Annotated in this window: 21 protein-coding genes; 4 read left to right on the top strand and 17 right to left on the bottom strand. The window is 61.1% G+C overall.

From position 1 onward, the window contains the following. Nucleotides 1–181 precede the first annotated feature (181 nt). From KHO31_RS32745 to KHO31_RS32725, 5 genes are all read right to left on the bottom strand, one after another. Nucleotides 182–3,502 carry an efflux RND transporter permease subunit gene (locus KHO31_RS32745; RefSeq protein WP_211625217.1) on the bottom strand — a complete coding sequence of 1,107 codons (3,321 nt, stop codon included), beginning with the start codon at nucleotides 3,500–3,502 and terminating at the stop codon, nucleotides 182–184. A gap of 3 nt (nucleotides 3,503–3,505) precedes the next feature. Next, nucleotides 3,506–6,628, bottom strand: a complete 3,123-nt coding sequence (locus KHO31_RS32740; protein ID WP_201075291.1) for an MdtB/MuxB family multidrug efflux RND transporter permease subunit — start codon at nucleotides 6,626–6,628, stop codon at nucleotides 3,506–3,508. Between the two features lie 18 nt (nucleotides 6,629–6,646). Beyond that, the gene (locus KHO31_RS32735) at nucleotides 6,647–8,053 is read right to left on the bottom strand and encodes an MdtA/MuxA family multidrug efflux RND transporter periplasmic adaptor subunit (RefSeq protein ID WP_201075290.1); all 1,407 of its coding nucleotides are present in this window, start codon (nucleotides 8,051–8,053) and stop codon (nucleotides 6,647–6,649) included. Between the two features lie 377 nt (nucleotides 8,054–8,430). Then, nucleotides 8,431–9,267, bottom strand: a complete 837-nt coding sequence (locus tag KHO31_RS32730; RefSeq protein ID WP_201075289.1) for an IclR family transcriptional regulator — start codon at nucleotides 9,265–9,267, stop codon at nucleotides 8,431–8,433. 541 nt (nucleotides 9,268–9,808) lie between these two features. Continuing rightward, nucleotides 9,809–10,129, bottom strand: coding sequence for a DUF4148 domain-containing protein (locus KHO31_RS32725; RefSeq protein WP_201075288.1), 321 nt, complete (start codon nucleotides 10,127–10,129; stop codon nucleotides 9,809–9,811). Between the two features lie 367 nt (nucleotides 10,130–10,496). Between KHO31_RS32725 and KHO31_RS32720 the strand changes: the two genes are divergently transcribed. Together KHO31_RS32720 and katG are read left to right on the top strand one after the other, a co-directional pair. After that, entirely contained in the window at nucleotides 10,497–10,703 is a 207-nt protein-coding gene (locus KHO31_RS32720) for a hypothetical protein (protein ID WP_201108761.1), read from the top strand. A 344-nt stretch (nucleotides 10,704–11,047) separates the two neighbouring features. Further along, nucleotides 11,048–13,300, top strand: a complete 2,253-nt coding sequence (gene katG, locus KHO31_RS32715; protein WP_201122324.1) for a catalase/peroxidase HPI — start codon at nucleotides 11,048–11,050, stop codon at nucleotides 13,298–13,300. 56 nt (nucleotides 13,301–13,356) lie between these two features. Here the strand turns inward: katG and KHO31_RS32710 are convergent, their stop codons facing one another. From KHO31_RS32710 to KHO31_RS32655, 12 genes are all read right to left on the bottom strand, one after another. Continuing rightward, on the bottom strand, nucleotides 13,357–14,523 hold the full coding sequence (locus KHO31_RS32710) for a patatin-like phospholipase family protein (RefSeq protein WP_201075274.1): 1,167 nt from the start codon (nucleotides 14,521–14,523) through the stop codon (nucleotides 13,357–13,359). Nucleotides 14,524–14,655: 132 nt separating this feature from the next. Then, a complete protein-coding gene (locus KHO31_RS32705; RefSeq protein WP_236071629.1) occupies nucleotides 14,656–15,567 on the bottom strand; it encodes a GGDEF domain-containing protein in 912 nt (303 codons plus the stop codon). Nucleotides 15,568–15,607: 40 nt separating this feature from the next. Further along, nucleotides 15,608–15,886, bottom strand: coding sequence for a DUF971 domain-containing protein (locus KHO31_RS32700; protein ID WP_211620886.1), 279 nt, complete (start codon nucleotides 15,884–15,886; stop codon nucleotides 15,608–15,610). Continuing rightward, complete coding sequence (locus KHO31_RS32695; protein ID WP_211620889.1) at nucleotides 15,886–16,881, bottom strand: HEAT repeat domain-containing protein; 996 nt, start codon at nucleotides 16,879–16,881, stop codon at nucleotides 15,886–15,888. The genes KHO31_RS32700 and KHO31_RS32695 overlap by 1 nt, the downstream gene beginning before the upstream one ends. Before the next feature lie 64 nt (nucleotides 16,882–16,945). Continuing rightward, on the bottom strand, nucleotides 16,946–17,734 hold the full coding sequence (locus KHO31_RS32690) for an ABC transporter ATP-binding protein (protein WP_211625212.1): 789 nt from the start codon (nucleotides 17,732–17,734) through the stop codon (nucleotides 16,946–16,948). Further along, nucleotides 17,731–18,585 (bottom strand): ABC transporter permease, encoded by an 855-nt coding sequence (locus KHO31_RS32685; RefSeq protein ID WP_211620895.1) that lies wholly within the window; start codon nucleotides 18,583–18,585, stop codon nucleotides 17,731–17,733. Before KHO31_RS32685 ends, KHO31_RS32690 begins: the two co-directional genes overlap by 4 nt. A gap of 40 nt (nucleotides 18,586–18,625) precedes the next feature. Next, nucleotides 18,626–20,056 carry an ABC transporter substrate-binding protein gene (locus tag KHO31_RS32680; RefSeq protein WP_211620897.1) on the bottom strand — a complete coding sequence of 477 codons (1,431 nt, stop codon included), beginning with the start codon at nucleotides 20,054–20,056 and terminating at the stop codon, nucleotides 18,626–18,628. A gap of 53 nt (nucleotides 20,057–20,109) precedes the next feature. Then, nucleotides 20,110–20,355: a 4Fe-4S dicluster domain-containing protein gene (locus tag KHO31_RS32675; protein WP_211620900.1), complete on the bottom strand. Its 246-nt coding sequence runs from the start codon at nucleotides 20,353–20,355 to the stop codon at nucleotides 20,110–20,112. 9 nt (nucleotides 20,356–20,364) lie between these two features. Further along, nucleotides 20,365–22,098: a fumarate reductase/succinate dehydrogenase flavoprotein subunit gene (locus KHO31_RS32670; RefSeq protein WP_211620902.1), complete on the bottom strand. Its 1,734-nt coding sequence runs from the start codon at nucleotides 22,096–22,098 to the stop codon at nucleotides 20,365–20,367. Next, a complete protein-coding gene (locus KHO31_RS32665; RefSeq protein WP_211620905.1) occupies nucleotides 22,095–22,874 on the bottom strand; it encodes a GntR family transcriptional regulator in 780 nt (259 codons plus the stop codon). The genes KHO31_RS32670 and KHO31_RS32665 overlap by 4 nt, the downstream gene beginning before the upstream one ends. A gap of 560 nt (nucleotides 22,875–23,434) precedes the next feature. Next, nucleotides 23,435–23,899, bottom strand: a complete 465-nt coding sequence (locus KHO31_RS32660) for a cupin domain-containing protein (protein WP_201075273.1) — start codon at nucleotides 23,897–23,899, stop codon at nucleotides 23,435–23,437. Between the two features lie 163 nt (nucleotides 23,900–24,062). Beyond that, the gene (locus tag KHO31_RS32655; protein WP_201085833.1) at nucleotides 24,063–24,587 is read right to left on the bottom strand and encodes a GlcG/HbpS family heme-binding protein; all 525 of its coding nucleotides are present in this window, start codon (nucleotides 24,585–24,587) and stop codon (nucleotides 24,063–24,065) included. A gap of 299 nt (nucleotides 24,588–24,886) precedes the next feature. On the opposite strand from KHO31_RS32655, the gene KHO31_RS32650 reads away from it, so the two are divergent. Further along, the gene (locus KHO31_RS32650) at nucleotides 24,887–25,180 is read left to right on the top strand and encodes a GYD domain-containing protein (RefSeq protein ID WP_201075271.1); all 294 of its coding nucleotides are present in this window, start codon (nucleotides 24,887–24,889) and stop codon (nucleotides 25,178–25,180) included. Between the two features lie 62 nt (nucleotides 25,181–25,242). Further along, on the top strand, nucleotides 25,243–25,452 hold the full coding sequence (locus tag KHO31_RS32645) for a hypothetical protein (protein ID WP_201075269.1): 210 nt from the start codon (nucleotides 25,243–25,245) through the stop codon (nucleotides 25,450–25,452). The last annotated feature ends 48 nt before the right edge of the window (nucleotides 25,453–25,500 follow it).

The following is a 25,500-nucleotide window of genomic DNA, read 5'->3' as shown; positions in this document are numbered from 1 at the left end:
GCAGCAGCAAAGAGAAGTAGGTGCCGCCCCGCACAGGGGCAACGCTAATAGACCAAAAAGAATGCAAGGAAAGGCCAACGCCCTAGGCAGACAACCAAAAAGCGCCGCGCAGGCAAAAAACCAGGCAAAGCCCAACGCCGCAGGCAAACAGACAACAAAGCGCCGCGCAGGCAAAAAAGAATCAAGAAGCCGCCATACCCCCTCTACGAGCCTTCCTCGACGCCCACCTCACCCGAATCCGATCCATATAGAGATACACCACGGGAGTGGTATACAGCGTCAGCATTTGACTAACAATCAACCCACCCACAATAGCAATCCCCAGCGGAGCCCGCAACTCCGCCCCTTCCCCACGCCCAAAGGCCAGCGGCAACGCTCCAAGAAGGGCGGCACAAGTCGTCATCATGATCGGCCGGAACCGCAGCAAGCAAGCCTGATAAATCGCATCCCGCGACGACAACCCCTGCCGGGAGGCTTCAATGGCAAAGTCCACCATCATGATCGCGTTCTTCTTCACGATGCCGATCAGCAAGATCACCCCGATCAGCGCGATGATGCTGAACTCAGTCTTGAACAGCAGCAAAGCCAGCAACGCGCCCACGCCCGCGGAGGGCAGCGTGGACAAAATCGTCAGCGGGTGAATATAGCTCTCATACAACATCCCAAGCACGATATACACCGCCGCCAATGCAGCCAGAATCAGGATCGGCTGGTCGGACATCGACTGCTGGAACGCCTGAGCCGTCCCCTGGAAACTGCCGTGGATCGTGCCCGGCATACCGATCTCCGCCATCGTGTCGTAGATCGCCTGCGTCGCCGTCGATAAGGACACACCCGGCGGCAGATTGAACGAAATCGTCGAGGCCACGAACTGGCTCTGGTGATTCACCGACAAAGGCGTATTGCCCGGCCCGAACTTCGCGATCGCCGACAGCGGCACCATCGTCTCCTTCGAGGTCGACACCGCCGAACCCGACGAAGCACTCGACTTGCCGCTCGCGGCGATCGAATTGATCGCCTGATTGCGCGCGGAATCGGCGGCGATGCTCGCCGCGCTCGAGGCGGTCGTGCCCGCCGTGCCGCCCGTCGACGCACTCGCCGACGTTGAACCCGCCGTCGTCGCTTCTTTCGTCACCGTGCCCGCGGGCGCATTGGTGGTCTGCGCGCCGCTCGCGCTGCCGCCCGATGTGCTGATGTAAATCTGGTTCAGCATGTCCGGGCTCTGCCAGTACTTCGGCGCCACTTCCATCACGACGTGGTACTGGTTCAGCGGGTTGTAAATCGTCGAGACCTGGCGCTGGCCGAAAGCGTCGTACAAGGTGTTGTCGATCTGCGCCGGCTGGATGCCAAGACGCGACGCGCTCGCGCGGTCGATCGTCACCATCGATTCAAGGCCACCTTGCTGCTGGTCGGAATTCACGTCGGCGAGTTCGGGGCGGGCCTGCAGCGCCTCAGTGAGCTTCGGTCCCCACAGGTACAGGTCCGGCGTCGAATCGGCCAGCAGCGTGAACTGGTACTGCGCGTTCGACTGCCGGCCGCCGACGCGAATGTCCTGCACCGCCTGCAGGAACGTCCGTACGCCTGCCACATCGCCGAGCGGGGCGCGCAGTTGCTGGATCACCTGATCGGCGGATAGCTTGCGCTCGCTCTTCGGTTTCAGCGAAACGAACATGAAGCCGGAGTTGGTCTGCCGGCCGCCGGTGAAACCGGCCACGCTGTCCACCGCCGGATTCTTGCCGACGATCTCCATCATCTCCGCAAACTTGCCCTTCATCGCCTGGAACGAGGTGCTCTGATCGGCCTGGATGCCGCCGATCAACCGCCCGGTGTCCTGCTGCGGAAAGAAACCCTTCGGTACGATGATGTATAGCCAGACATTCAGTCCGATCGTCAGCAGCAGGATCGTCACGATCAGGCGCGGATGCAGCAGCGCCCAGCCGAGTGTGCGCTCATAGCCGCGATGCATCCGCGCGAAACCCGCTTCCAGCCAGCGCCCGAAGCGTCCTTCTTCCTGCTTCTCGTGCGGCTCGCGCAAGAGGCGCGAACACATCATCGGCGTCAAGGTGAGCGAGACGATGAGCGACACGCCGATCGCGAGCGACAGGGTGAGCGCGAATTCGCGGAACAGCCGGCCGACAATACCGCCCATCAGCAGAATCGGCAGGAACACGGCGACCAGCGAAATACTGATGGAGAGCACCGTGAAGCCGACTTCGCGTGCGCCGAGGAACGCAGCCTTCATGCGCGGCACGCCGTTTTCTATATGCCGTGAGATGTTTTCCAGCACCACGATCGCATCGTCGACCACGAAGCCCGTCGCGATCGTCAACGCCATCAGCGACAGGTTGTCGATCGAAAAGCCCAGCATATACATCGCGCCGAACGTGCCGATGATCGAGATCGGCACGGCCACGCTCGGAATCAGCGTGGCGCGCCAGTTGCGCAGGAACAGGAACACCACCATCACCACCAGCGCCACCGCGATCAGCAACGTACGCTCAGTGTCTTTCAGCGACGCGCGGATCGTAGTGGAGCGGTCGGAGGCTGGCGCGATGTCGACGTCGGCGGGCAGCGAGGCATGCAACTGCGGCAGCATCGCCATCACGCGGTCAATCGTGTCGATGATGTTCGCGCCCGGCTGGCGGTACAGAATCACCAGCACCGAACGCTTGCCGTTGAAGAGACCAAGGTTGCGCAGGTCTTCGACCGAATCGACCACTTCAGCCACGTCGGAGAGCTTCACCGCCGCGCCGTTGCGATAGGCAATGACCAGATCCTTGTATTGCGACGCCTTGCTCGCCTGGTCGTTGGTATAGATCTGCACGCGGTTCGGGCCGAACTCGATCGAACCCTTCGGGCTGTTCGCGTTGGCGGCGGCGAGCGCCGCGCGCACGTCTTCCAGGCCGATGCCGTAGTGGAACAGCGCCTGCGGCTCCAGTTCGATACGCACGGCCGGATTGGCCGAGCCGCTCACATCCACTTCGCCGACGCCGTCCACCTGCGACAGCGACTGCTGCAGCACCGTGGCCGCCGAGTCGTACAACTGGCCGGCGGTCAGCGTCTTCGACGTGAGCGCCAGAATCAGGATCGGCGCGTCGGCCGGATTGACCTTGTGATATGTCGGGTTGCTGCGCAGGCTCGCCGGAAGATCCGCGCGCGCGGCATTGATGGCGGCCTGCACATCGCGCGCCGCGCCGTCGATGTCGCGGTTCAGGCCGAACTGCATCGTGATGCGCGTCTGCCCGACCGAGCTTTGCGAGGTCATCTCGGTGACGTCGGCAATCGAGCCGAGGTGCCGTTCGAGCGGACTGGCGACGCTGGTCGCGACCGTGTCCGGGCTCGCGCCCGGCAGCGTGGCCTGCACAGAAATGGTCGGGAAGTCGACCTGTGGCAGCGGCGCGACCGGCAGCTTGGTGAACGCAAAAATCCCGGCCAGCGCGATGCCGATCGCCAACAGCGTGGTGGCGACCGGGCGGGAGATAAACGGACGCGACAGGTTCATCGCTCAGTTTCCTGCATCGGTGGCGGGCGAGGTGGGCTTGCCGCGATTGAAGCGCTCACGCGTACGGCGGGCCAGCGAATCGAACGCCAGGTAAATCACCGGCGTGGTGAACAGCGTGAGCACCTGACTCACGATCAAACCGCCGGCAATCGCGATACCGAGCGGGCGGCGCAACTCCGAACCGGCACCGGTGCCGAGCATCAGCGGCAGGGCGCCGAGCAGCGCGGCGAGCGTGGTCATCAGGATCGGCCGGAAGCGCAGCAGACACGCCTGATAGATGGCTTCGCGCGGCGGCTTGCCTTCCTCGCGCTCGGCGTAAAGCGCGAAGTCGATCATCATGATGGCGTTCTTCTTCACGATACCGATCAGCAGCACGATACCAATGATGCCGATGATGTCGAGATCATGGCCGGTGATCAGCAGCGCCAGCAAGGCGCCGACGCCCGCCGACGGCAGCGTCGACAGAATCGTGATCGGGTGGATGAAGCTCTCGTACAGCACGCCGAGCACGATATACATCGTGACGATCGCCGCCAGAATCAGGAACAGTTCGTTCGACAGCGACGCCTGAAACGCCAGCGCCGCGCCCTGGAAGCGCGTCTGGAACGACGCGGGCAGGCCGATATCCTTCTCCGCCTGATCGATCGCCTTCACCGCCGCGCCGAGCGATGAGCCGGGGGCGAGGTTAAACGAGACGGTCGTGGCCGGGAACTGGCTCAAATGCGTGACCAGCAGCGGCGCGGGCTTCTCGATGAACTTCGCGATCGACGACAACGGCACCTGGCCACCCGACGACGTGGAAGAGGGCAGATAGATCGAGTTCAACGACTCGGTGTAGTGCTGCATCTGCGGCTGCGCTTCCAGAATCACGCGGTACTGGTTCGACTGCGTGAAGATGGTCGAGATGATGCGCTGGCCGAATGCGTCGTAGAGCGCGCTGTCGACGGTAGCCGGCGTGATGCCGTAACGCGACGCCGTAGCGCGGTCGATTTCGATGTAGACCGACTGGCCGTTGTCCTGCAGGTCGGTGGCTACGTCCGCGAGTTCCGGCGATTGCTTGAGCCGGTCGACCAGCTTCGGCACCCACGTGGTGAATTCGCCGATGTTCGGGTCGGTCAGCATGAACTGGTACTGCGTCGGGCTGACGGTGGAATCGATCGTCAGATCCTGCACCGGCTGCATGTACAGCGAGGCGCCCGGAATATGCGCGACGTCCTGCTGCAACTGGCGGATCACGTCGCTCGCGGTGTTGCTGCGGTCGTCGCGCGGCTTCAGGTTGATCAGCATGCGGCCGCTGTTCAGCGTGATGTTGCTGCCGTCCACGCCGATGAACGAGGTCAGGCTTTCCACGTCCGGGTTCTTCAGAATCTGCGTGGCGAGTGCCTGCTGACGCTCGGCCATCGACGCATACGACACCGACTGCGGCGCCTGCGTGATCGCCTGGATCACGCCGGTGTCCTGCACCGGGAAGAAGCCCTTCGGAATGAACACGTACAGCACGCCGGTCAGGACCAGCGTCAGCACTGCGACGAACAGCGTGGCGCGTTGCCGGTTCAATACCCAGGTGAGCGCGACCGCGTAACGGGCGATCACCCAGTCAATGAACTTGTGGGCCTTCGCTTCGAATCGGTGGCTCTCATGCGGCGGCGTGTGGCGTAGGAGCTTCGCGCACATCATCGGCACGAGCGTGAGCGAGACGACGGCCGAAATCACGATCGTGACAGCCAGGGTGATCGCGAATTCATGGAACAGGCGCCCGACCACGTCGCCCATGAAGAGCAGCGGAATCAGCACGGCGATCAGCGAGACCGTCAGCGAAATGATCGTGAAGCCGATCTGTTTCGAACCTTTCAGCGCGGCTTCTAATGGCGACTCGCCTTCTTCGACGTAGCGCGCGATGTTCTCGATCATCACGATCGCATCGTCGACCACGAAGCCGGTCGCGATAGTCAACGCCATCAGCGACAGGTTATCCAGCGAGAAGCCGCACAGATACATCACGGCAAGCGTGCCGATCAGCGATAGCGGCACCGACAGACTCGGAATGATGGTGGCGTAGATGTTGGCGAGAAACAGGTACATCACCAGCACCACCAGCACGACCGACATCAGCAATTCGAACTGCACGTCGCGCACGGAAGCGCGGATCGTGGTGGTGCGGTCGGTGACGATCTGCACGTCGAGCGCCGCAGGCAGCGACTGTTGCAATTGCGGCAGCAGCGTCTTGATGCTCTCCACCACCTGGATCACGTTCGCGCCTGGCTGGCGCTGCACGTTCAGGATGATGGCCGGCGTGTTGTTCACCCACGCGCCGAGCTTGGTGTTCTCAGCGCCTTGCACGATGGTGGCGACGTCCGTCAGCATCACCGCGCGGCCGTTCTTGTAGGCGATCACCGCGCTTTTGTACGCCTCGGCGTCGGTCAACTGGTCGTTCGCGTTGATCGTGTAATTGCGCGTCGGGCCGTCGAAGTTACCCTTCGGTGTGTTGACGTTCAGGTTCGAAATGGTGGTGCGCAAATCGTCCAGATTCAGACCGTATGCGGCGAGCGCGCGCGGGTTTGCCTGAATTCGCACGGCCGGGCGTTGGCCGCCTGACAGGCTCACGAGACCCACACCGGCCACCTGCGAAATCTTCTGCGCGAGACGCGTGTCGGCCAGATCCTGGACCTGCGAGAGCGGCATCGTCTTCGAGGTGATCGCGAGCGTGATGATCGGCGCGTCGGCCGGGTTGACCTTCGCGTAGATCGGCGGCGCAGGCAAGTCCGACGGGAGCAAGTTGCCCGCGGCGTTGATGGCCGCCTGGACTTCCTGCTCGGCGATATCGAGCGGCAGATCGAGGCTGAACTGCAGCGTGATGATCGACGAGCCGGCCGAGCTTTGCGACGACATCTGATTCAACGACGGCATCTGCCCGAACTGCCGCTCAAGCGGCGCGGTGACCGAGGAGGTCATCACGTCCGGGCTCGCGCCCGGATAGAAGGTCTGCACCTGGATCGTCGGATAGTCGACCTCGGGCAACGCGGAGAGCGGCAGAAAGCGCAGCGCGACGAGACCGACCAGCATGATCGCCGCCATCAGCAGCGCGGTGCCGACGGGGCGCAGAATAAAGGCGCGGGATGGATTCATGCGGTAGTTGCCGTGCCTTTATTGCGAGGCTTGCGCCGCGTGTTTGCCGTGGTGCCCGCGTGCGCCGGATGCGCCGGATGCGCCCGCCGCGCCGCTTGCACCACGCGCGCCCGAAGCGCCGCGCGGCTTGTTGGCCGGAATCGTGATCTTCGCGCCTTCCTTGAGCCGGTCCGAACCGTCGATCACGACGCGCTCGCCGGCCTGCAGGCCGGATTTGATGCTGGTGCGTTCGCCATCGACCGGGCCGGCCTTGACTGGGCGCACCGTCACGGTGTTGTCCGGCTTCACGACGTACACGAACTGGCCCATCGAGCCGTTCAGCACAGCCGTGGTCGGCACGATCACCGCGTCCTTGATCGTATCGACCAGCAGGCGCGTATTCACGAACTGATTCGGGAACAACAGGTTCTTCGGGTTCTGGAAGATCGCGCGCAGCTTGACTGTGCCGGTGGTGGTGTCGATCTGGTTATCCAGCGTTTCGAGGGTGCCGCCTTCGAGCGACGTAGTGTTGCTGCGGTCGTATGCGGTGACCGACAGTTTCGCGCCGGTTTGAGTCTGCTGCAGGATCTGTTGCAGATTGTCTTCGGAGGTCGTGAAGATCACGCTGATCGGCTGCAACTGCGTAATCACGACGATGCCGTTGGTCAGGCTCGGCGTCACGTAGTTGCCCGGATCGACCTGGCGCAAACCGACGCGCCCCGACACCGGCGCGGTGATGCGCGCATAGACGAGGTCGAGCTTGAAGGTATCGATGTTCGCCTGGTCGGACTTCACCGTGCCTTCATACTGCCGCACGAGCGAGGCCTGCGTATCGACCTGCTGGCCGGCGATCGAGTCTTGCGCAAGCAGCGTCTGATAACGCTTCAGGTCGAGGCGGGCGGTTTGCAGCAACGCCTGATCGCGCGCGAGCGTGCCTTGTGCGTTTTCCAGCGAGATCTGATAGGGGCGCGGGTCGATCTGGGCGAGCACGTCGCCCTTCTTGACCATCTGGCCTTCTGTGAAATAGACGTCCTGCAGCACGCCGCTCAACTGCGGCAGCACGGTGACGTTGGCGAGCGGCGTGACCGTGCCGAGCGCGGTCAGCACGACCGGCATGTCACCCAGTGTGACGGACGCCACGTGAACAGGCTGCGCCATGTTGGCCAGCGCGCCGGCGCCGCCGCGACCCGCGCGGCCGCTGCTTGCGCCAGCCGCCGCGTTCGTGCCGCCGGGCTCGCCCCACGGATGCCAGCGCCACAACACGACTCCGAGGACGACCAGCGCGGCCACGATCAGTGCGATGTTGCGGCCACGATGGCGTTTGGCCGCGACAGGTGTGCTCCCGGGGCCGCCAGCAGGCTTCCCGGTGGAGGACGGTTGCGCACCGGGTTGAGAAGCCGGAGCGGCAGGGCGTGAGATTTCCGAATGCTGTTGTTGTTCGTCCATCGGTTCGGTCAGGTGGCTGGCTTTGATGTGAGTCGCTCGTGCGAGTGTGCCGCTTCGACAGTTCGGCGGACCGGCACGCAGGCGGCATGGCAGGCGGTTTCGACAGCGGACGCGCCGCGAATGTTCAGCGCGATGCTACCGGATGCGCGGGACAAAGATGTTAACCCAATGCGCCATCGTGGCAGCTTGGCCGGGACGTTATCGAAGGGGGATAACGGCAAGCCGGGCGAGCGCCCCGCGACGGGAAGGCATGATCCTACGTCGCGGGCTCCGTAACAGTCCACCCGCGTATTTTTCTTTTGATTACGAAAGTTACAGGATGAGTTGAGAACGGATCGGAAATGCCGTGGCCGCGGACCGTCGAGTGCCCGCGTATTTCAGTTATCCAGACGGCGCCCAGGTGTGCCGCCGATCTCGAGAACGATCTTGCTGATGCATTCGAGCAGGGCCGGCGCCGCGTTAGATATCAGCCAATCGCGTGGGCACTGATCCGCGGAGCCGCCGCAATTGACGGCATAGCGCTCGCCCGAGGGGCCGGTGAAACCCGACGCGATCGCGTTCAGCCCGTTGTACCACTCGCCGGTGGCGATCGCGAAGCCTTGCTCCGCGGTTTCCCGTAACGCGCTTGTCAGGCGGCTGCTGAGGTGGCCCCAGTCGTCGCCTTCGGCGGTCTGCAAGCCGATCAGCAATTTCTCCCGCTCTGGTTCGGCGAGTGCCGACAGATAGGCACGGCCGACAGCGGTACGGCTGAGGTTCATGCGCGAGCCGATTTCGAGGCGCGACACCAGCACCGCCGAACGCGGCCGGATCGCGTCGATCACCACCATGTCGAGACGGTCGCGTACCGCCAGATGCACGGATAACGCGGTGCGTTCGGCGAGTTCGATGAGGAAGGGCCGCGCCCGGGCCCGGATGTCGAAGTTGCGCAGAAAGCCGTTGCTCAACTCCAGTACCGACGAAGTCAGCACGAATCGCTCGCTGTCAGGCAAGCGGAACAGGAAACCTGCACCGACGAGCGTGGCGGTAATCCGCGAGACGGTGGGTTTCGGAATGCCGGTCAGTTCGGTCAACTCGCGGTTGCTGAGCGGCGCGTCGGCCGCTGCGATCGAGCGCAGCACGGTCAAGCCGCGTGCCAGCGCGGTGACTTCGTCGCCCGAGCCGTCTTTGTCTTTGGCCGGGTCTGTCGCAGTTCGGGAGGACGTGGGTCGGTTCATGTCGTTTTTCTGGAACTATATTTCAATTTTTTGTTCGCGTACGTGCCAGCAAACGTTCCGCCAAGGATTGGCGGAAGCCCCAAAATGGGGCATGAAGATCATTTTTCATCTGAAGATTCATTGTATCGGAATATTTTTCCGCGACGAACGAAGCCCGTTTAGATTTTGCTTGACTTAGTCAGCATAACCATAAAAAATGGAATCTCATTTCGAAAGACGGTTTCAGGTTCTGCATTTTGAAGTTTCGAACCAACCGTGGCCCGCGGAGTGTCTGGTCGAGTGTCTTTAATAGTCCCCCGTAACAGTCCACGCAGCGTCTATCCCGAATCCCGCGTCCAACTTGGCGCGCCGGTCCAACTTTCGAATACCGTCTCTCAGGTTCTAGCACGGCCCTCGGAATGGCTAGAACTTTTTAAGGCGTCACGGCAACGTGACGCCTTTTTTTTCGTCCTATGGGCGCACAATTTCTGCGGAAAACTCCGCAACGGTGAACGGGTACGTGAGTAGCGATGTACCCGGAATACTAACAACCGTCTGCACCTCAAGGCGTCGGCTTCGCCTGCCCGGTCTGGCCAGCGCTCATAACCGCATTTCGTTCAGCTTGATGTTTGGCGGCAACCTTTTCTTGCGCAGCCTGAATATCGGCGGGATATGAACCGTCATCGCCCTGGGACGGGTTGTAACCCGCCGCCTCCAGTTCGTAGAGTTCATGCATGACCTCTGCGCGCGTGACTCGGTGCATCGCCGGGTCAGGCATGGTTTGCGCAAACACGCCAACCGAAGTCGACATCAGAATCGCGCCTGCGACCGCCAGGTTGCGCAACGACTGGTCGAATAACCGAATTGGTGAGAGTGATTTCATGACGATACTCCTGGTGTTTCAATGTGCTTGTTCGCGGGACAGACAGGGCGAACCGAGAATCTCAACTCGTGGCAGACCTCGGCGCGGGGCCTGCATTGAGCAATGCGTTCGATGATGCGAGAACGGCCAGAGATAACGATCACAATGGATCTATCCATTTCATACTCCTTAGTGTTCTTGAGTCATGTGCGATGCGCATTGAGTAGACGGCGTTTGGTCGACGGATATTCCCGAGCTCGTGGAAGAGACTGCGGACACCCTTTGCAATGCCTCAGATAAGTTCGAGCAAGATCGGAATAAATGTGCGATGGCGCTGGTAATCGCCGTCATTCGGCCTCGTCGTTAAGCCGGACAGAGCCACGCACGAATGACCAGGACGTCGGTTGATGTCGAGCCGGTTGCGCATTGTCACAACACGGACATCCGCGGTGCCGTCAGCAATGTGCCGGTGGCTGGCAAGACCGGCGGCGGCACCCAATACGCGCTCGATGCCGTCAACGGACCGAACGACACACGCTGGGATGTGCGAGGTGCCGAGGATCGAGGCGGTGGCCTTGCCGCGATATTCACGTAAGCTCATCGACAATAAGTGCCGGTAAGCATAGAAATATCAGGCGTCTTCCACCTTATAGCTGTGAGCTATCAATTGCATTGCAAAAATCGCATTCAGTTGATGGCCGCTCTCACATATATTTTTATGTGCAGTAGGCGCACCGACGCGGACCATCCTGGTCCAATTCACGCAACGACGTCGGTCATCGAACGAAGATCATGCGCGTCGAGTGACAGCAAGTAGTACATTAAAAAGAGCCCACCATGTGATTTCCCGTCGACCCAGCCGGCGCGGGATCGGCGATGCACCGTAGAAGCCAGACGCCGTGGAAGAGGTAGTGGGTATATCCCCCAAGGAGATAACGCATGTCAAACGAAGCAAAGTGCCCGTTCAACCATGCCGCCGGCGGTGGCACGACGAATCGTGACTGGTGGCCGAAGCAACTGCGGCTGGACCTGCTTAGCCAGCACTCCAGCAAGTCGGACCCGCTAGACAACGGTTTCAACTACGCCGAGGCGTTCAGGAGCCTGGATCTGGCTGCGGTGAAGAAGGACCTTGCGGCGCTGATGACCGACTCGCAGGATTGGTGGCCGGCAGACTTCGGCCACTATGGTCCGTTTTTCATCCGCATGGCCTGGCACAGTGCCGGCACGTACCGCATCGGCGACGGTCGCGGCGGCGCCGGGCGCGGCCAGCAGCGTTTCGCGCCGCTCAACAGCTGGCCGGACAACGTCAGCCTCGATAAAGCTCGCCGCCTGCTGTGGCCGATCAAGCAAAAGTACGGTCAGAAAATATCCTGGGCCGATCTGCTGATCCTTACCGGCAACGTCGCGCTCGAGACCATGGGTTTCAAGACATTCGGCTTCGGTGGCGGCCGCGCCGACACGTGGGAGCCGGATCTCGACGTCTACTGGGGCAATGAAAAGACCTGGCTGGGCGGGGACGTCCGTTATGGCAAGGGTGCCGCCGGCAGTGACGACGAGGGCGTGATCGTGGCCGATCCAGCACTTCACGGCAGCGAAGTCAGCCGCGACGACAACGGACGCAACCTGGAAAACCCGCTGGGCGCCGTGCAGATGGGCCTGATCTATGTCAACCCGGAAGGTCCCGACGGTAATCCTGACCCGCTTGCCGCGGCACATGACATCCGTGAAACCTTCGCTCGCATGGCCATGAACGACGAGGAAACGGTCGCGCTGATCGCCGGTGGCCACAGCTTTGGCAAGACGCACGGCGCCGGTCCTGCCGACAATGTGGGGCCGGTACCCGAGGCCGCCGACCTCGAGAACCAGGGGCTGGGTTGGAAGAGCAGCTTCGGCACCGGCAAGGGCGCCGACGCGATCTCCAGCGGACTGGAAGTCACCTGGACCACCACGCCGACGAAGTGGGGCAACGGCTTCTTCGAGAACCTGTTCAAGTACGAATGGGAACTGACCAAGAGCCCCGCCGGCGCCAACCAGTGGGTCGCCAAGGATGGCGGCGAAACGATTCCGCATGCATTCGATGCCGCGAAGAAGCAGCGGCCGACGATGCTCACCACCGACCTCTCGCTGCGCTTCGACCCCGTCTACGAGAAGATTTCGCGACGTTTTCTGGCAAATCCCGACCAGCTCGCCGACGCCTTCGCCCGTGCATGGTTCAAGCTGACTCACCGTGACATGGGACCGCGCGCCCGCTATCTTGGGCCGGAAGTGCCTGCTGAAGAACTGATCTGGCAGGACCCCATTCCGGCGGTCGACCACGCGCTGGTCAACGAGCAGGACGTCGCCTCGCTCAAGCAGAAGATCCTGGCGTCAGGGCTGCCCGTTTCGCAACTGGTATCGACGGCCTGGGCGTCGGCATCCACCTTCCGCGGCTCGGACAAGCGCGGCGGCGCCAACGGTGCACGCATTCGCCTCGCTCCGCAGAAAGACTGGGCGGTCAACCAGCCCGAGCAACTGGCGAAGGTACTGAAGGTCCTCGAAGGGATCCAGAGCGAGTTCAACGGCGCACAGTCCGGCGGCAAGAAGATATCGCTGGCCGACCTGATCGTGCTGGCCGGTAGCGCCGGCATCGAGCAGGCCGCAAAAAGCGCAGGCCATCAGGTAACGGTGCCGTTTGCGCCGGGACGCGCGGACGCGTCGCAGGATCAGACCGACGTGGAATCCGTCGGAGCGCTTGAACCCGTCGCCGATGGTTTCCGTAACTTTCTGAAGGGCAAGTACAGTGTCCCGGCTGAGGCATTGCTGATCGACAAGGCGCAATTGCTGACGCTGACCGCACCCGAGATGACGGCGCTCATCGGCGGCTTGCGCGCCCTGAAGGTCCAGAGCGGGCAGGATTCGCATGGTGTCTTCACCAAGCGGCCGGAAACACTGACCAACGACTTTTTCGTCAACCTGCTCGATATGGGTACGGAATGGAAACCGGTCTCCCGTGACGTGTTCGAAGGGCGCGACCGCAAAACCGGCGAAGTGAAGTGGACCGGCAGCCGCGTCGATCTGGTGTTCGGTTCGCACGCTCAGTTGCGGGCGCTGTCCGAAGTCTATGCAAGCGAGGACGGGCAGGAGAAATTCGTCCGCGACTTTGTCGCTGCGTGGGTCAAGGTGATGAACCTCGACCGCTTCGACCTCGCCTGAGCGGGTGTGGGGGTTCCGTCAGGGTTGCAACCCTGACGGGACTTTGCCCTTATGCCTTATCTTTGGCCGGCCACAGAGGCCATTCGAAACACTGAGATGCCCTCCATCGGGTCCAGTGTTTCACGCCAGGGTGCGCGCTCCAGCAAGCGGATCGTGTCTTCATAACCTGCGGCCCAACGCCGCTCGATGCCGCTCGACGAAAAATCGATATCCCTGTTCAAATCGTCGTTGTCGAATGCCGGCGCGTCGAGTTCCAATACCTGCATCGTCGTGCCACAACCCCAGCCGAGGAGCGCCTGGAGCTCCGGCGTATCGCGTTTCTCCTCGGGGATGTGCTGACTGAGTTCGCGAATCACATGACGCAATCGGTGAATCTGCTTCTGTCGATCGAGATGGCTTTCCGCGCGACTCGAATACTGAATGTCGCGTTGCCGGCTCATGACCTGCAAGATGGATTCGGGTTCCGGACCGCTTGATGGCCACAACTGCACAGAAAAAATCACTGAGCTGCATCGCGGCCGATCATCGAGCACAGCTTCCAGCGGCGTGTTCGAGTAGATGCCGCCGTCCCAGTACGATTCACCTTCCAGTCTCACCGAAGGGAAGCCGGGTGGAAAAGCGGCGGATGCCATCACGTGCTCGACGTCCATCTGCGCGTCGCGATTGGTGAAATACCGCATACGTCCGCTGCGGACATTGACCGTGCCAACTGTCAGTCGCGTCGTCTTGCGATTCAGGTAGTCGAAATCGACCAGTGTAGACAGGGTTTCACGCAGTGGCGCCGTCGAATAGAATGCCGCCCGCTCTGGGCCGACGCGCGTCTGAATACTCGCCCATGACCCCAGTTGCGGGGTGAAGAACGACGGCACGCCTTGCGTAACGATCGACAGGTCGCGCGACCAGTTTGCGAGCCCTGGCAACAGCCAGCTTGCCGCATCGACGCCACGACGCGCGACTCCGTTCCAGAATTGTTTTAATCGCGCAATGCGGTTCTCGGGCAGATTGCCGGCAATGATCGCGCCGTTTATCGCACCGATCGACGTGCCGATCACCCAGTCGGGTTTGACCTTGCGGTCATGCATCGCCTCATAGACACCAGCCTGATACGCGCCGAGGGCTCCGCCTCCCTGAAAGACAAGGACAATCTGTCCGGGAATGTCAGATGCGGCCTCCGACCGGTCGGCCGCGTTAGCGTTGCGTTCGCCATGCGTCTTGTTGCTCATTGCAGGTCTCCCGGACGAATGCCGCAGTGCCGATGATTTTGCCACGGGCGAGGTTGACCTGGCGCTAAAGCCGATTTCGTGGTCAGAGGCGCGGCCATCTGCAAACGCATCGCATGGGAAGGAGGGCCATTTTTACTGCCGGGGCGTGACGGACTGAACCCGATTGCGTCCAGCACGTTTCGCGTCGTAGAGCGCGGCGTCCGCTGCCTGAACGAGTGCGTTGGGCGTGCTCAGCATAGTGTGCTGGTTCGTCGCGCAGCCGGCGCTGACGGTGACCCGACCGGCGGGTATGGGCGCAATCAGGCCCAAGTCCATGACGGCGAGCCGGGCCTGCTCGGCAATGACCGAGGCTTCGTCCGGTCCCGTGTTGGGCAACACCAAGGCGAACTCTTCACCGCCGTAACGGGCGACGAAATCGCTTGACCGACGTACCGTTCCTGCGAGCGCTTTCGCAATGGCGCTAAGGCAGGCATCGCCCCGAAGATGGCCAAAGGCGTCGTTGTAATCCTTGAAATTGTCGACATCGACCATGACGATCGAGAGCGGCTGACCGCTGCGCGTCGCACGGTCGAACTCCCTGCGAAACTGGTCGTTAAAGTAGCTACGGTTATAAATGCGCGTCAGTGCGTCGCGTGTGGACGTGTGCAACAGGGACGCGTGCGCCTCGGATAGTTCGCGGTAGAGCACGGTCACTTCCCAGACCAGCACGCACACCAGGACGCCGGGAGCCAGCATGCTGAAGACTCGCGCGACGTACCAGCCAAGGGTGAACTGAGCCATGCTCAAAAAATTCAGGCTGGCGTCCGCAAAGGACGCCAGTAGGGCAATGGTGACCCACAGATCGAGCACGGTCCGCAGTCGCCCTTTGAACAGGACCACCGCGGTCGCGAGAACGTCAAATGAACAGATGACGAGCCCGGTTAGGCCGCCTGAAAGCGTATTCGACTCGGACGCCGTATGAAAGGGCGCCGACAGATTCGAATGAATGGCGAGGATGCCCAGCGCTGCGGCAAGCGCACCTGGAACACCGATCAACGCCCACATCCAGCGCCCGGATCGAAGTCCATTGCGTCCGATGGTCGATTCAGGCAATACCCGCCAGATAATCCCACGGATAGATGCCCTGCGCGTGCCCATCGCTGAACACGATTTGCACGCCGTAGCCCATCGGCTGCACGTCGACGATCGCGACGCGTGACTCGATTTGCGCCGCCTGGCCCGAATGCTTCAAGCGGCTGCATGTCGAGCAAGGGCACCGTTCCCTGAGCGTCGCGTTGTCAATCCACTGCGTCTGTCCGTTGTTCCATGTCAGGGACAATCGCGCACTCGCCGCGTGAACCGTTACCTGTTCGGGGGCGTTCATCACTGCACCTTTTCAATTTGCGTCAATGCTATACGTGCAGCCTTGCGCACTTCCGGATCGGGATCGGTAGCGGCTGTTCGCAACGCCGGCAACGACGCGGCGTCGCCCAATTCGCTGAGCGCCAATGCTGCTTCCTTGCGTAAATTGCTGATCGTATGAGTGAGCAATGCGGCAACCGCCGAGCTCGCAGTTGCGTCGCGGAGTTTGCCCAAGGCACGGACCGCCTGTAGGCGGACTTGCCAGTAGTCATCGTCAAGAGCCGAAACCAGCGCATTCCGCGCGCCAGGTACACGCAGTTTGCCGAGCGTGGCCGCCGCTTCTTCACGGACCTGCCACGCGGCATCGCGTAATGCACTCAGTAACACGTCGATGGTTTCGTCGGCCGCCGCCACACCGATGCCCAACGCTCCGATTGCCGCGCGTCGCACGGCGGCGTTCGGATCACGCGCGGCGATTGCGGTAAGGGGGCCAAGCGCGCGCTCGCTCTTCAACCAGCCGAGCACGCTCACGGCTTCGAGTCGCACAACATCTTCGCTCGCCACCAGCGCGGCCAGCGCGGGTTCCAATGCGCCTTCGTAGCGTAATTCGCGCAGGCCGCGAAGCGCAGCCTGGCGCACGAACGCATCGCAATGCGCGGTCCAGGGCGCTAGCAGCGGTCCTGATTCCGGGGCTTTCAGATTGGACAGACTCTGCGCGGCTGCGTCGCGGACATCTTCTGCACTATCTGCCAGTGCTTCGCAGAGCGCCTCTACTGTGTCGGCGCGCTCCCACGCGCCGAGCACCTCGGCGGCTTGAGTTCGAACGGTCGATGACACGTCGTTGCGCAAGGCGGCGACGATCGGCCCGAGTACCGTTTCGTCTTCGAGATCGGCGAGCGCGAGGAGTGCGATGCGGCGCACCGCGGCGTCCGCGGATGCCAGACGTGGCAATAATTCGGCGGCTTCCGGATCGAAAGAATCGGGGTCGAACGTAAGCGGAAGCGAAATATCGGTCATGAGTGGGGTGGTGTCTGGATTGAAACGAATGCGGTTGATACGCCGTTCAGGCGCGCTAAGGGCGTTAGGCCGCCGCTTCGCGTAGCAACGCAAGGCAATGACGCTTGATCTCGATGAATTGCGCTTCAGTGGTGATCTCGTCGTCGCGAGGGCGCTCGAATGGGATGCGTAAATCAGCGGCGATGCGTGCGGGCCGCTGCGATAGCACCAGGATACGGTCGGCGAGAAACAGTGCTTCGTCGATGTCGTGCGTGACGAACAGCACCGTAGTTCGCACTTGCGTCCACACATCGAGCAGCAATGCCTGCATCATGCGGCGCGTTTGTGCGTCGAGTGCACCGAACGGTTCGTCCATCAGCAGAACGCGCGGCCGGTTGATCAGTGCGCGAGCGATCTCCACGCGTTGTTGCATGCCGCCGGACAACTGTGCCGGATAGCGCGTACCGAAGCCGTTCAAACCGACCAGATCGAGCAGTTCACTCGCTTGCCGGCGCCGCTCGTCCGCGGCGAGGCCTTTCATCTTCAGACCAAACGCGACGTTGTCGATCACGCGCTTCCAGGGAAAGAGCGTGTGCTGCTGAAACACGAGGCCGCGCTCCGGATGTGGGCGCAGAACCTTCTCGCCGTCGACGACGATCTCGCCCGCACTGGCCACCACGTGTCCGGCGAGCGCCGCAAGCAGCGTTGATTTCCCGCATCCCGACGGTCCCAGTACGCAGACGAACTCGCCCGGTTCGACGCTGAAATCCAGCTGATCAAGCGCAGTGAAACGTTGCTCGCGCAAGCCGACTTCGACGCTCAAGGCACGCACGTTGACGCGGCCGGCCGGTTTCAATTGCAATTCGGTACTCATTGCTGCGACGCCTCCATCCGATACCACGGTATCAGCGCCAGCCCAACGCGCCTCACCAATAGACTGCTACCCATACCCATGGCACCGATCAGCAGCATGCCGACAACGATGTCCGCATAGTTCTGCAAGGTGTACGACTCCCATGTGAAATAGCCGATCCCGTATTGGCCGGCGATCATCTCGGCGGTGACGAGACAGAACCACGCAGTACCCATGCCGATCGACAGTCCTGTGACGATGGCGGGTGCCGCGCCCGGCAAGATCACTTCACTGAACAGCGCGCCGCCTCGTGTGCCGAGCGAGCGTGCGGTTGCCACAAGTCGCGGGTCGACACCTTCCACGCCATGAATCGTATTGAGCAGAATCGGAAACAGCGCACCGATGAAGGTGATGAACATCATGCTCATTTCCGATGAAGGAAACATCAGGATGGCAAGCGGGATCCACGCAACCGCGGGAATCGGCCGCAGCACCTCGAGTGGAGGCAATACGGCGACCTCGAGTACGCGATACCGGCCGATGGCAAGTCCCAGTCCGATGCCGACCACGCTCGCCGCGACAAAACCCGCCAACACGCGCATGACGCTGGACAACAGATGCATCGGCAGTTTCGGCGAGTGGAGCAGTGCCCAGGCCGCGGGCACGACGTCGCTTGGCGCAGGCACGTTGGCGAACGTCATAAAACCGAACGACATGTGATGTTCGGCGAGCACTTGCCAGATACCGACGCACGCAAGAACCGACGCGAATCTGGCCAGCACGCGTGCGAGACGCACTGAATTCCAGATCTGCTGGATGGCAGAGATTCGCCGGATGCTTGCGCTTTCCGAGGATTCGAGAATGGCTGACATCGAGAGCTCCTGTGATGGATGAGTGCCGCTGAATGGGTAGTTAGCGTGCCGCGACCGCTTGCGTGGCGTCGGTCTTCGCGGCGGCGAAATCCACGACTCTGCCGTCGACCTGTTTCGCGTAACTGTCCGCGCCTTCTTTCAGCAGGAATGCACTGATGTTGCCCTTGGCGTCCTTCACGTACCACGCCTGACTGGCGAACAGTTTCAGTCCGCTCGAACGGTCCTGGACGTAGACGACGCGCGCTTTCTTGCCGCCTTGCTCCAGCGAGTTGAGCGCGGCGAAGGCCTCCTGCGCCGACGCATAGTTGCGCACCTTGTCTTCGCCATCGAGCCAGACCTGCGTCACGCTGCGAAAATCCGTGATGGGTTTGCCCGTTTGCACGTCATGGGCGACGAGCGGCTGTTTCGCGTAGTTCTTGAGCGCCGCGTCGTAGTTCAGTCCGGATTGCCTGAACGCTTCGCGGATATAGCGATCGTCGATGAAGGTGTTGACATCCAGATCGACGTCGGTCTTCTTCAGCAGTTTGAGTGTGCCGATGGCCGTGACGGTCGCCTGCCGGTATTCGGGCTTCCACGTCAGATCGCGCGTCTGCAGACCGAGCGGCCCGTGGAACAGATAATTGACCTCGGCGTCGATGCCGGTCACCTTCTGGATCAACTGGCTGTACTTCTCGGGATCTTGCGCAAACAGCTGATTCGCCTCGATCACCGCGCGCAGGTACGCGACCACAACTTCCGGATAGCGTTTCGCATAGTCGGCGTCAACGAGCGTGCCGTGGAAGGTCGGCGCGTGGGCCTGCGCACCGTCGTAAATCTTGCGCGCAAAGCCGCGGAAGGGGAAGAGTTCTGCGAACGGCACGAAGTCGGCGTGTGCGTCGATCTTATGCGCCTTCAACGCACTACCTGCCACCTCGGGCGATTGCGTGATGATGTTGACGTCGGTGTCGGGATTCCAGCCTTGCGCCTTGATCGCCCGCAACAGCATGCCATGCGACGTCGAGGCGAATGGCACCGAGATCGTCTTGCCTTTCAGGTCGGCGATCGAACGAATGGATGAATCGACCGGCACGACGATGCCGTTGCCGCTGCCGTCGATACTGCCCGAGAGTACGGTGATGAATACGCTCTTCTTGCCGGCCTTCTGGAAGGCCGCTCCGTTCAACGAACCGGGAAAATCCGCCATCGATCCGAAGTCGAGTTTGTCCGCCACCATTTCGTTGGTCATCGGCGCACCGGACGTGAAGTCTTTCCATTGCACGTCGTATTTGACGTCTTTGTATTTGCCGTCGTGCGGCAGATATTTGTCGAGCAGATTCAACTCGCGGATCAGCAGGCCGCCGGTCGCGCAATTGATCGTCGTGTCCTGTGTGCCGATCGCCACGCGGATCGTCCCGGCGCGCGCCGCGCCAGCTGTGAGTGAAAACAGGCCGCTCGCGAGGAGGGTTGCGGCAAGCAATTGACGGAGTTTCATGAGTTAAGCCCCGGTTGATAGGGAAACAACGTTTTGGTCTGATTGAATTGCTACTAGCGCAGCAGATACGGAATGTCGACCCTGACCGCATCGGTCGGGCAATCTTTCTCGCATGGCATGCAGTACCAGCATTCGTCGAACTTCATATAGGCCTTGCCCCTGGTCAGGTCGATCGCGAGCAGGTCGAGCGGGCAGACATCCACGCAGACGGTGCAGCCTTTGTCGGCGATGCATTTGTCTTCGTCGATCGTGACCGGTGCGGCGCTGCGCTGGAAAATGTTGTGCGGTGTCGTGGACATGGTGGCTCCTCAGGCATCGGCGAGCGCGGGCTCGCCGATGCGCAGGTTCTGATAGGCGTGACTTTCGTGGTCATCGAGCGGCACCACATACGGTTCGACGGCGCGTTTTTCGCTGGCCATGCGACCCGACGCGTCTTTCTTCAGATGCGTGTGGCAAAACCATTCCGAGTCGTCGCGCTGCGGATAATCGACGCGATGGTGGTACAGCCCCCATCGGCTTTCCGTGCGATACAGCGACGCGTGTGCCGCCATTTCGGCGCAGTCGCGAATCGCCCGCACTTCCGCGGCGCGCATCAGTTCGTGCGGATTGTCGGCTTTGATCTGGTCGATGTCGGTCGCGATTTCCGCGAAACGTTGCAGGCCGATTTCCATTTTGCGCGTGACCTTCGGCGGCTGAAGATAGTCGTTCACCATGCGGCGCAGCTTGTATTCGACTTGCGCCGGAGCAAGTCCCGTCTCGCGTTTGAGCGGCGCGTAGATCCGCGTGCGCTCCGCTTCCACTTGCGCGCTATCGAGCGCCACATGCTCGCGGCCGTCGACGTATTGTGCCGCGTTCTGTCCCGCGAACCAGCCATAGGTGAACGCGCCGAGCATGTAGTTGTGCGGCACGGCAGCCATGTCCCCGGCAGCGTAGAGACCGGCGACCGTGGTCTCCGCGCGCTCGTTTACATAGACGCCCGATGCGCTATGGCCGCTGCAAAAGCCGATCTCGGAGATGTGCATTTCGATCATCTGCTGCCGGTAATCGGTGCCGCGTCCCGCATGGAAACGTCCACGGCTCGGACGCTCGTTCGTGTGCAAAATCTGCTCGATGGTTTGAATGGTTTCTTCGGCGAGATGGTCGAGCTTCAGAAACACCGGTCCGTTGCCGCTTTGGAGTTCCTGATAGAACTCCCACATCATCTGGCCGCTCCAGTAATCGCATTCGATGAAGCGTTCGCCCTTGCCGTTCGCGGTGAAGCCGCCGAGCGGTCCGGTAACGTAGGCGCAGGCGGGGCCGTTGTAGTCCTTGATCAGCGGGTTGATCTGGAAACACTCGAGGTTTGCCAGTGCAGCGCCGGCGTGATAGGCCATCGCGTAGCCGTCGCCGGCGTTGGTAGGGTTCTCGTAGGTTCCCATCAGGTATCCCGAGGATGGCAAACCGAGGCGGCCCGCGGCTCCGCAGCAGAGAATCACCGCCTTGGCGCGCACCACATAAAAATCCGCCGTACGGCAATCGAAGCCCAGCACGCCGCAGGCGCGCCCTTGCGCGTCAGTCAGAACGCGTGTGACGACGATGCGATTGGTGATCGCAATGCGCGCGCGTTTGAGTTGCCGGTAGAGCACTTTCTTGATGTCGTGGCCTTCTGGCATCGGCAGAACATAGGAGCCCATGTGATGCACTTTCTTGACTGCATAGTCGCCGGTGCCGTCTTTTTCGAACTTCACACCCCAGCGGTCGAGTTCTTCGATGGTCTTGAAGCTGTGCTGGGCGTATGCATAAACGGCTGCCTGATCGACAATGCCGTCGTTGGCGATAGTGATTTCCCGGGTGTACTGCTCGGGCGTCGCGTGGCCGGGGATGATGGCGTTATTCAGACCATCCATGCCCATCGAAATCGCGCCGCTGCGTTTGACATTAGCTTTTTCCAGTAGCAACACCTTCAGGTTCGGATTCTGTTCCTTCGCTTTCACGGCAGCCATCGGGCCGGCAGTGCCGCCACCTACCACGACCAGGTCGTACTCGATCACGTGCGTATTCATTTCGTCTTCCTTGTGGTCTTTTTCTCTTTCTGACGGTCGATGCGAAAGCGGTACTGAAACGCGTCGCCCCGGAAATAGAGGTATTCGTAGTCGATCGGCGTGCCGTCCGTGCTATGTGTAAGACGTTCGATGCGCAGCACCGGGCTGCCTTCCTCAACGTCCAGGGCTTCGACGATCTCATCGTCGGCGAGAATCGCGTCGATAGAGACGTCGGCGTGGCCGAGCGGCACGGCGCAGTCGTTCTCGAGAATCAGGAAGATGTCGCGCGTGACGAGGTCGGCGCTGGCAAGACGTTTGCCTAACGCTTCCGGGACCCAGGTGATTTCGAGGGACACGGGCTCGCGATTGAGCAGACGCACACGATTGATTTCGGCGACTTTCGCGCCCTCGGGCAGTTTGAGCCGGCCAGCGATGTGGGCGGTAGCGGGAATGAAGCGGATGTATTTGAGCTGGTTGACGATCTCGTATCCCATCGACGACATCGCTTCGGCGAAGCCCTGCAACGCACTAACATTCTGGAAGGCTTTCGGCTTGGCGACGAAGGTACCCTTACCGTGAAGTTTGAAGACAAGGCCTTCTTTTTGCAGGTCGCCGAGCGCTTGCCGCACGGTGATGCGACTGACGTTGAACATCGTACAGAGGTCGTTTTCAGACGGCATCTGGGAATGCGCCGCATACGTGCCATTGAGAATACGCGAGCGCAGCTCCGTCTTTATCTGCTCATAGAGCGGAGGAGCGGAAAGAGGAAGCACGTTGGCAGGGTCGGGTTTCAGCATGATCTGGGGTTGTTGGTACTTGTTATGACAAGTTGCATCACAGTCTAGTGATGGAGCCGCGACTGACGAACGAAGAATTTGTGCTTTGTATTTCTTTGTGGAAGATTTTGAGGTCTTGTCGGCGGTTTGCCCCGTCTGCCTGATCGGGTGTTTTCGAATGGACCGGCGTATCGGCGAGCAATATCCGTTTGCTATGCCGTTCGTGTCGGTCGATCGTCGAATTAGAAACTGCGCGGGCAGGACGTTCGTATGGACCGAGTGAACGCCTCTTTCTGATCAAGGTTCCCGATCAGTTTTCGCTTCGATCTCCATCGATGCGTATTCTGCAAAGATAGACTCGGCAAGCCGCGAGGGTAATCGAACCCAACCGGGCTGCGCGCTCGAGAGGCGGATCCAGGGCAACTGGTGTGGAGTATTTGGCGGGGCCAGTGAGGCTCGCGGCGGTGTACGAGCCACTCGATAAGTCAGGTTTAGCGCCGCGATTTCTCGAAGCCGTTCATTTGCGGCGAAGGTTGCGGTGGTTCCTTGAACTACCGCAACGACTGGATATCGACGACACGTCAGGGAACCATCTGCATGTCGCCTGGCGCTTGCGGCGGCAGCTTGATAGAAAGGACCTTGAATTCGCCGCTGGTCGGCTCGGACCCCGCATGTACGGTTCCCTTCGGGATAATGATCAGGTCGCCGGCATGAATCTGACGCTGTTCGTCGCCTAGCCAGAAAGTGCCGCTTCCCGAAATCACGTACTGGATCTCGTCAGAACCTCTGTGCGTATGCTTGGGCACGTTACCGGTCTGCACGGCGACGGTCCCGCTTGGTGTGACGACCAGACCCTTCGAACGCAGGGTACCCATGTTCGGAATCTGTGCGCCAAGATCGGCATCGGTTAGGGCTGCCAGGTCAATGATCTGCGCCGTCAGCGCCGCATTTGGTGCCTGGGCGTGCGCCGGAGTACCCAGATGGGATACGAACATGCCAGCAACAAAGGCGCCAGGCAACGCCGCGAGATAGATGTATCGACGCATGTTCTTGTCCTTTTGAAAGAGCGGACCTTCCGGCGTAGGGCGCGCTGAAGTGGCTTGTCCCTGCTTGATTGTCGCACCATTGAGCAGACAGCTGGAAACTAGGGGAACACCTGAGGACGCCGCATCAATTTCGTCGTCGGATGCTGCGGACAGTGGCGTCGCACTATTTGATCGCATCGGCGGCCGCCTTGCACACGGATGCGTCCTGTTCGCCTGTGCCACCACTACAACCGATGGCGCCGACGAGCTTTCCTCCTTCTACGAGCGGAAAACCTCCCGGCGATGCGACCAGCCCCGCTTCCAAGGTGTTCACATATGCATGTCCGGTCTCAAACTGGTTGTAGAAGACACGGGTTTCGCGACGAAATCTTGCTGACGTTCGCGCCTTGTTCTGCGATATCTCGATCGACGCATACTGCGCACCGTCCATTCGTTCGAACGCGAGGAGTTCGCCATGCGTGTCGACGACAGCGATGTTCATTTTCCAGTCGTGCTTCCTCGCTTCGGCTTCTGCCAGCGCGAGCAGCCTCTTCGCGGTGTCCAGACCAATCGTAGTGCCATAGGGAATATCGAAAGGCATCTTGTCAGACGTCCCACCTGCGGGGGGTTGTGAGGCCGGGGTTTGCGCTGTCGCAACGGTTGCCACGACGAGGCAGGCTGCGCAGGCGATCCGGAGGAGGTTTTGCATCGCACCATCTCCTGAAGGTTAGCCAGATGATTGCCAACGTAACCCCAGGAAGGGCGGCACGCAAGGTCATTTGCAGGTCACGAAAGCAACGGGATTTGCCACACAGATCCATCCGCCCATCGTCTGTGTTTCGAGCATTCCTCAACCGCCCATGAAGCCAAACACCCAGTGGCGCGCGCTTCCATTGCCTACACTCAGGTTACGCGCCGAGCGCTTTCAGGCAACGTGATCGCAGGAGCGTTTGCGGTCGAGCTTGCGCGTATCAATTCCGATTCGTACCAATCGTAAGGGGAATCTCCATGGCAACTTATGTGGTTCTTGCACAATTCACCGATCAAGGCATACGCAACGTCAAAAACAGCCCGCAGCGGGCCGGTCAAGCGGCGGAGTTGGCCAAAACCTTTGGCTGTGAAATGAAAGAGATCTACTGGACGGTGGGCAAATACGACATTGTCACGGTCATCGACGCACCGGATGAGCAAAGCTTCGCGGCCTTCGGCTACGCGCTAGGGTCAGCAGGCAATGTCCGCACGCAAACGCTCCGTGCATTCACGAAGGACGAATGCAGCGCGATTATCGGCAAACTTCCATAAAAGCGGCAGTCATCCGGCATGCGAGCCGGTTTCTTTCTGCGACTCTTTCCCAGGAGGTCACTATGAACGCAAAGGCAGACCATAGCGAAGACATACGCGCATTCGTTCAAACGGCCGAGCAGGCTGGCGAGTATGTGTGGGTCATTACGCTGGTCGACTTCGGGGCACAAAAGGTCAAACGGTCAATGGTCTCGGACGACACTTTCGCCATGCGCGCCGCGGCTCAAGATGCAGGCGACGCCTATCTGAAGGCGATGGCGGAAGACCGGTAGCGAGGCGCGAGGGCCTTGTTTTCTTTTCGCTCGCGGACAGTCTAAAGT

The sequence above is a fragment of the Paraburkholderia domus genome (genome assembly GCF_905220705.1).
Classification (GTDB): domain Bacteria; phylum Pseudomonadota; class Gammaproteobacteria; order Burkholderiales; family Burkholderiaceae; genus Paraburkholderia; species Paraburkholderia domus.
The sequence above is the reverse complement of the archived record's forward strand: the minus strand, read 5'-3'. Positions and strand labels throughout refer to the sequence as shown.